Genomic DNA, 7,709 nt, shown 5'->3' on the forward strand with positions numbered 1-7,709 from the left:
GGCAATTGCAAGGACTCAGCTCAATATGGAGACCGTTCCCAGGTATTTCAAGGCGCGTGACAGATTGTCGCTGTCCAGGCTGTCCAGCCAGTGCAAATCGCTCCAGCTGCGCAGCCAAGTGAACTGGCGCTTCGCCAATTGGCGCGTGGCAATGATGCCGCGCTCCTGCATTTCGGCTGACGTCAGCTTGCCATCCAGATGATCCCAGACTTGGCGATAGCCTACAGCACGTATCGAAGGCAACCCCGGATGCAGATTACCTCTTGAACGCAGTGCTACGACCTCCTCCACAAACCCCTGTTCCAACATATTTGTGAATCTTTGTGCAATTCGTTCATGCAACACCTGGCGGTTTGCCGGAGCGATGGCCAGGTTCGCCACAGTATAGGGCAATTGTGACCGGCCAGATGCGCCTGCATCAGCACTTTGCGCAGTTTGTTTCAGCCTGTGTTCAGTCATGGTCTGGCCACTGACACGCCAGACTTCCAGGGCACGGGAGAGACGCTGGGGGTCATTGGGGTGAATGCGCGCCGCCGACACCGGATCCACCGCCGCCAACTGATCGTGCAGGGCTTGCCAGCCAAGGCGTGCGGCCTCTTCTTCGAGTTCGGCGCGCACCTGGGCATCGGCGGGCGGCATATCCGCCAGGCCTTCCTGCAAAGCCTTGTAGTAGAGCATCGTGCCGCCGACCAGCAACGGGATGTTACCCCGCGCGGTGATCTCGGCCATGGCGGCCAGGGCGTCGGTACGGAAATCCGCAGCCGAATAGCTCTGGGCCGGGTCGATAATGTCGATCAACCGATGCGGATGCCGCGCCAGCACTTCTTTCGAAGGCTTGGCCGTGCCGATGTCCATGTCCCGGTAAACCAGGGCAGAGTCCACACTGATCAGCTCGCACGGCAGGACCCTGGTCAGTTCGATGGCCAGGTCGGTCTTGCCGGCGGCCGTGGGGCCCATCAGGAAGATCGCGGGGGGCAAGGCACTCATCAGCGACCGCGCAGGAACAGTTTGTCCAGATCATCCAGGCCCATCTGGGTCCAGGTCGGTCGGCCATGGTTGCATTGGCCGCTGCGCTCGGTGTTTTCCATGTCGCGCAGCAGGCCGTTCATTTCCGGCAGGGCCAGGCGACGGTTGGCGCGGATGGCGCCGTGGCAGGCCATGGTGCCGAGCAGTTCATTGATATGCGCCTGGATGCGGTCGCTGGTGCCGTACTCCATCAGGTCCGCCAGTACGTCGGCGACCAGGCGGTTGGCCTCGGCTTGCTTGAGCAGCGCGGGAATCTGGCGGATCGCCAGGGTTTCCGGGCCGAGGCGTTGCAGTTCGAAGCCCAGCTTCTGGAACACACCGTGGTGCTCTTCGGCGCAATCGGCTTCACGCTGGCTGACCGCCAGGGATTCGGGCACCAGCAATGGCTGACCGCTGAGCCCTTCACTGGCCATGGCGATCTTCAGGCGCTCGTACATGATCCGCTCGTGGGCCGCATGCATGTCCACCAGCACCAGGCCGTGGGCATTTTCCGCGAGGATATAGATGCCCTTGAGCTGTGCCAGCGCGTAGCCCAACGGTGGAATATCACCGCCACCCTCGGGCAAGGCAACGGTGCCTGGCTCGGCACCCGGCAGTGGCGCGAAGAACTCACGATAAGCCGCCTGGGCCTCGGCCACGGGTACGGTCGATTGTGGGCGCGGGGTGTATTGATACTGATAACCGGCGCCGGCGCCCGCGTTGGGTGCCGTGTAATTGGGCTGCTGCGGAGATTGCAGCAAGTTGGCGGCCAGGCTCATTTCGCCCTGAGGCCCGAATTCACCGGCCTCGGGACCGCTTGGGCGAACGACCGCTGTCACGATGGGCGCGGACAACTGATCATCCGGGCGCACGTCGCCCAAGGCGCGGTGCAAGGTGCCGTACAGGAAGTCATGCACCATGCGCCCATCACGGAAGCGCACTTCGTGCTTGGTCGGGTGCACATTGACGTCGACCACCGAGGGATCGACTTCAAAAAACAGCACAAACGTCGGATGCCGCCCGTTGAACAACACGTCGCGGTACGCCTGGCGCACCGCATGGGCCACCAGCTTGTCACGCACTGCCCGGCCATTCACGAAGAAATACTGCAAATCCGCCTGGCTGCGGGAGAAGGTCGGCAAACCGACCCAGCCCCACAGGCGCAAACCATTGCGTTCAATCTCTATGGGCAACGCCTGCTCCAGAAAGCCGGCTCCGCAGACTGCCGCCACGCGCCGAGCACGCGCGGCGTCGTCATTGGCTTCGTGCAGGCTGAGGATGGTCTTGCCGTTGTGGCGCAGATGGAACGCCACATCGAAACGTGCCAGGGCCAGGCGCTTGATGACTTCCTGCAGGTGGTCGAATTCGGTTTTTTCGGCCTTGAGGAATTTGCGCCGCGCCGGGGTGTTGAAGAACAGGTCGCGCACTTCCACCGAGGTGCCCACCGGGTGGGCTGCCGGCTGGACCCGGGGCGCCATGTCGCGGCCTTCGGTTTCCACTTGCCAGGCCTGCTCGGCGCCGCGTGTGCGCGAGGTCAGGGTCAAGCGGGCCACGGAGCTGATGGAGGCCAGGGCCTCACCGCGAAAGCCCAGGCTCATCACCCGCTCAAGGTCTTCGAGGTCGCGGATCTTGCTGGTGGCGTGACGGGCCAGGGCCAGCGGCAGGTCATCGGACGAGATGCCGCTGCCATCGTCCCGCACCCGCAGCAGCTTGACGCCGCCCTGCTCCACGTCCACGTCGATGCGTTTGGCGCCGGAGTCGATGCTGTTTTCCAGCAGTTCCTTGATCACCGAGGCCGGACGCTCAACCACCTCGCCCGCAGCGATCTGGTTCGCCAGGCGCGGGCTGAGCAATTCGATACGCGAGCCGCTATTCAAGACAGATTCGCTCATTACTGCGCCGCCAATTCGGTGCCCGGGATGGTCAACACCTGGCCGATTTTCAGCTCATCGGTTTTCAGGTTGTTGGCGCTGCGCAAAGCGGCGGGCGTGACCTGGAAACGTACGGCCAGCATGGCCACGGTGTCGCCGGGCTGCACGCGGTGGTCGCGCGGGCCCTGGGCAATTTTGCCGGAATCACGTAACCAGGCAATGTAAGTGCCCGGTGGCGGGTTCTGTTGGAAGAACTGACGCACACCGGCGCTGATCGAGCGCGCCAAGGCCTGCTGGTGGCTGGCACTGGCGAGCTTGGATGCCTCGTTGGCATTGGAAATGAATCCGGTCTCGACCAGGATCGACGGGATATCCGGCGACTTCAACACCATGAACCCGGCTTGTTCCACGCGCTGTTTGTGCAGCGACGTGACCCGGCCGATGTTGCTCAGGACCTTCTGGCCGACGTTCAGGCTGGAGGTCAGCGAGGCGGTCATCGACAGGTCGAGCAATACGCCGGCGAGCATTTTGTCCTTGTCGTCGAGGGACACGTTGCCGGCCCCGCCGATCAGGTCGGAACGGTTTTCGCTGTCGGCCAGCCAACGGGCGGTCTCGGACGTGGCGCCACGATCCGACAGGGCAAACACCGACGCACCGAAAGCGGCGCTGGAAGGTGCCGCGTCGGCGTGGATCGAGACGAACAGGTCCGCGCCCTTCTTGCGGGCGATTTCAGTACGCCCGCGCAACGGAATGAAGTAGTCGCCGGTACGGGTCAGTTCGGCGCGATAGCCTTTCATGCCGTTGACCTGGCGCTGCAGTTCGCGGGCGATGGCCAGCACCACGTCTTTTTCATGCTGGCCGCGCGAACCTGAGGCGCCCGGGTCTTCGCCACCGTGACCGGCGTCGATCACCACGATAATGTCGCGCTTGCCTGCCGGAGCGGGCGGCGGCGGTGGCAGCTTGACCTGCGGTTGCGAGGGGTTGACCGGCACCGCAGGCACCGTCGCCACGCTGGGCGTCGGCACAGGCGGCGGCGCGGCATCGGCGGGGTTGTCGAACAGGTCGACCACCAAGCGGTTGCCATATTGAGCGTTGGGCGCCAGGGAAAAGCTTTTGGGAGTCACGGCCTTTTTCAGGTCAATGACCACGCGCAGGTCGGTCGGCGTGCGCTGGGCCGAGCGCATGGCGGTAATGGGTGTGTTGGCGGTGGAGACCTTCAGCGGCGCAGCCAGGCTCGCACCGTTGATGTCGATCACCAGGCGATCAGGCGCCGTGAGGGTAAAGACGCTGTGCTGGACCGGGCCAGACAGGTCGAACACCAGTCGCGTGTTATCCGGCGCCCGCCACAGGCGAACACTTTTCACCTGTGAAGCAGCCAGAGCATTGACAGTCATTGCCGCAAGCAACACCCCCACGACAGCAACCAACGCGCGAAAGCGCATACCTAACCCCACCAATTATTTGAATTCCAGTGCCAAAGCGGCGCACCACGACTGGCCGCGCACGCTCTGGGGCAACAACTTCAACTGACGTCCGTGCTCATGCGGCGTAATGGTAATGGTCATGTCCGGCTTTGGCAAAAAGCCTGTGCCTTTATTTGGCCACTCGATCAGGCATAACGCGTCTTCGTCGAAATAATCACGGATACCCATGAATTCCAGCTCTTCAGGGTCCACCAGGCGATAGAGGTCGAAATGGAAAGCGCGAATGTGACCGATCTCATAGGGTTCGACCAGTGTGAACGTCGGACTTTTTACCGCACCTGCATGCCCCAAACCGCGAATGATGCCCCGGGACAGCGTGGTCTTGCCCGCCCCCAGGTCGCCCTCGAGGAAGATCAGCCCCGCCCCGGCCGTGACCTGGGCAATGCGCCGGCCCAGGTCGACCATGGCCTCTTCATCGGCCAGGAAAAAAATCACTTCAGACACGGCGACTGCTCCTCCAACAATTGACGAATGGCCGGTATCAGATCACTGGCGGCCAGGCCGCGGCCAAACGTGCCCTGGCGATCCCCTGCCGTGGCGTGCAACCAAACGGCCAGGCAGCTTGCTTCATAAGCGGGCATGCCCTGGGCCAGCAGCGCGCCTACCAGCCCGGCCAACACATCGCCCAGCCCTGCCGTCGCCATCGCCGGATGGCCTTGGTCACAGCGCGAAATACGTCCGTCCGGGCTGGCGATCAAACTGCCAGCACCCTTGAGAATAGTCACCGCGTTGAATCGCTGGCTCAACGCGCGCGCCACCTTAAGGCGATCGGCCTGAACCTCGGCTGTCGAAATGCCCAACAGACGCGCGGCTTCGCCCGGATGCGGGGTCATCACGCAGTTGGCCGGCAGGCTGACGCTGCCGGTCGCCAGCTGATTCAAGGCGTCGGCGTCCCAGACTTGCGGCTGGGGCGCGTTGGCGGCGACGGACAGCAGGCTTTTACCCCAGGCTGCGTCACCCAGACCGGGCCCGATCACAATGACCGAGATCTTTTCCAGCAGGCCCATCAGTTGATTGGCCGAACTCACGCCCTTTGTCATCACCTCCGGCAGACGCGCCAGCGCGGCGGGAACATGCTCCACGCGTGTCGCCAGTGACACCATCCCCGCCCCACTGCGCAATGCACTTTCGGTACTGAGCAGCGCTGCCCCGCCAAAGCCTCGGTCGCCGCCAATCACCAGCAGGTGGCCAAACTGACCTTTATGAGCGTCCAGCGAACGCGCAGCCAGTTGCGGCAAGTGGCCCGGCAACAACAGCTGAACGTCGGTTATTTCATGTTTTGTCTGAGGCATGCGTCTTCAAGCTCCGATGTCTGGCAGAATTATACGCATCTAACCTGTGGTTTCCCGTGTCTCATGCCCGCTATTACCTCCGATCTGCCCGCCCTCGCCCAATCGATCAAAGACTGGGGCCGCGAGCTGGGCTTCCAGCAAGTCGGCATCAGCGGCCTGGACCTGGCCGAGCATGAACAGCACCTGCAACGCTGGCTCGACGCGGGCTACCACGGCGAGATGGACTACATGGGCGCCCACGGCAGCAAACGTTCGCACCCCGACGAGCTGGTGCCGGGCACCTTGCGCGTGGTGTCGCTGCGCATGGATTACCTGCCCGGCGACACCCAGATGGCGCAACTGCTGGCCCAGCCGGAAAAAGCCTATATCTCGCGCTACGCCCTGGGCCGGGACTATCACAAGCTGATCCGCAAGCGTGTGCAGCAACTGGCCGACCGTATCCAGGCGCAGATCGGGCCGTTCGGCTTTCGTGCCTTCGTCGACAGCGCGCCGGTCCTGGAAAAAGCCATCGCCGAACAGGCCGGCCTCGGCTGGATCGGCAAAAACACCCTGGTGCTCAATCGAAAGGCCGGCAGCTATTTCTTCCTCAGCGAACTGTTTGTCGATTTGCCGCTGCCGGTAGACCCACCCCACGCCACCGAACACTGCGGCCGCTGTACCGCGTGCCTGGACATCTGCCCCACCAACGCCTTCGTCGGCCCCTACGTGCTGGATGCCCGGCGCTGCATTTCCTACCTGACCATCGAACTCAAGAGCGCGATCCCTGAGGAGCTGCGCCCGCTGATCGGCAACCGTGTATTTGGCTGCGATGACTGTCAGATCGTTTGCCCGTGGAATCGTTTCGCCCGCACCACCGCCGAAAGCGATTTCAAGCCACGGCACAATCTGGATAACGCGGAACTTGCCCAATTGTTTATGTGGGACGAGGATAAATTCCTCAGCAGCACCGAAGGCTCACCCTTGCGCCGCGCCGGTTACGAGCGCTGGCTGCGCAATTTGGCAGTGGGCCTGGGCAATGCGCCGTCGAGCATTCCGGTGCTGGAAGCCTTGAAGACGCGGCGGGACTACCCGTCGGAGCTGGTGCGCGAACATGTGGAATGGGCGCTCATGCAACACGCCGCACGCTAGTGCACGTCGTCGTTGTAGACGAACTTGGGCATTTCCCAGTGAAAACGGATCGCCAGCAGGCGCAGTAGAAAGCCGCTGAACAGGGTCAGCAGAATCGCCTGTTCGCTGGGCAATTGCAGATACAGGCACAGCAAGTAGAACCAGGCGGCCAGGAACGACACGCTGGCGTACAGCTCACGGCGAAAGATCAGCGGGATGTCGTTGCAGAAGATGTCTCGCAGGATGCCGCCAAATACGCCGGTGATCACGCCGCTGACCGAGGCCACCAGCATGCCGTGCCCCATTTCCAGGGCGGTCATGCAGCCGATCAGGGTGAATGCCACCAGGCCCAAAGCATCCAGCGCCAGAAACAGCGAGCGCAGGCGGCGCATCAGCGGTGCGATAAAGATGGTCACCAGCGCGGCCACCGAGGTCAGCACCAGGTATTCAGGATGCTTGACCCAGGTCAGCGGGTAATGCCCCAGCAGCACATCGCGCACCGACCCGCCACCCAGCGCCGTCACGCAGGCAATCAGCACCACGCCAAACCAGTCCATGCCGCGTCGACCGGCGGACAAGGCGCCGGTCATGGCTTCGGCGGTGATGGCGATGAGGTAGAGCATCAACAGCATGATGGCGATCCTTGCAGGGAGGCCGGCAGTCTAATCATTTGCTGATGGCACCAAAAGGGGGCGATCCGAGATAAACCCGGTCGCCCTTGCACACTTGGATTTGCAAATCCATTCAAATGTGGGAGGGGGATTGCCCCCGATAGCCATAGGTATCTACACAATTTTGGTGCGACACCTCACCCCTGGCGAGGGGCTAACGCGTATCTACCTGACGCTCCGAGGTCCAAATGTGGGAGGGGGCTTGCCCCCGATGGCGGCCTCAGGACCGACCAGGATGTTGGATCAGATCGAGTACATATCCGTTTCTGCGGTAACGGC

At 62.7% G+C, this 7,709-nt stretch carries 7 protein-coding genes; 1 reads left to right on the forward strand and 6 read right to left on the reverse strand.

Annotated features, from left to right (window positions below; all coding sequences use genetic code 11):
* Positions 1-15: 15 nt before the first annotated feature.
* From miaA to BFQ00_RS22635, 5 genes are read right to left on the reverse strand one after another with little or no spacing between them, the layout of a single operon-like run.
* Positions 16-987 carry a tRNA (adenosine(37)-N6)-dimethylallyltransferase MiaA gene (miaA, locus tag BFQ00_RS22615; protein ID WP_065886522.1) on the reverse strand — a complete coding sequence of 324 codons (972 nt, stop codon included), beginning with the start codon at positions 985-987 and terminating at the stop codon, positions 16-18.
* On the reverse strand, positions 987-2,897 hold the full coding sequence (gene mutL / locus BFQ00_RS22620) for a DNA mismatch repair endonuclease MutL (RefSeq protein WP_065894500.1): 1,911 nt from the start codon (positions 2,895-2,897) through the stop codon (positions 987-989). The genes miaA and mutL overlap by 1 nt, the downstream gene beginning before the upstream one ends.
* Positions 2,897-4,318, reverse strand: coding sequence for an N-acetylmuramoyl-L-alanine amidase (locus BFQ00_RS22625; protein WP_065886524.1), 1,422 nt, complete (start codon positions 4,316-4,318; stop codon positions 2,897-2,899). Before BFQ00_RS22625 ends, mutL begins: the two co-directional genes overlap by 1 nt.
* A gap of 15 nt (positions 4,319-4,333) precedes the next feature.
* Entirely contained in the window at positions 4,334-4,804 is a 471-nt protein-coding gene (gene tsaE / locus BFQ00_RS22630) for a tRNA (adenosine(37)-N6)-threonylcarbamoyltransferase complex ATPase subunit type 1 TsaE (protein WP_065934810.1), read from the reverse strand.
* On the reverse strand, positions 4,792-5,652 hold the full coding sequence (locus tag BFQ00_RS22635; RefSeq protein WP_065934811.1) for an NAD(P)H-hydrate dehydratase: 861 nt from the start codon (positions 5,650-5,652) through the stop codon (positions 4,792-4,794). The genes tsaE and BFQ00_RS22635 overlap by 13 nt, the downstream gene beginning before the upstream one ends.
* Before the next feature lie 63 nt (positions 5,653-5,715).
* Here BFQ00_RS22635 and queG point away from each other — a divergent pair, with 63 nt between their 5' ends.
* On the forward strand, positions 5,716-6,780 hold the full coding sequence (gene queG / locus BFQ00_RS22640) for a tRNA epoxyqueuosine(34) reductase QueG (protein WP_065934812.1): 1,065 nt from the start codon (positions 5,716-5,718) through the stop codon (positions 6,778-6,780).
* On the opposite strand, the gene BFQ00_RS22645 is transcribed toward queG, so the two are convergent.
* Positions 6,777-7,394: a trimeric intracellular cation channel family protein gene (locus BFQ00_RS22645; protein WP_170827587.1), complete on the reverse strand. Its 618-nt coding sequence runs from the start codon at positions 7,392-7,394 to the stop codon at positions 6,777-6,779. The genes queG and BFQ00_RS22645 overlap by 4 nt on opposite strands.
* Positions 7,395-7,709: the final 315 nt, after the last annotated feature.

This window comes from Pseudomonas sp. 28 E 9, assembly GCF_900004785.1.
Lineage (GTDB): Bacteria > Pseudomonadota > Gammaproteobacteria > Pseudomonadales > Pseudomonadaceae > Aquipseudomonas > Aquipseudomonas orientalis_A.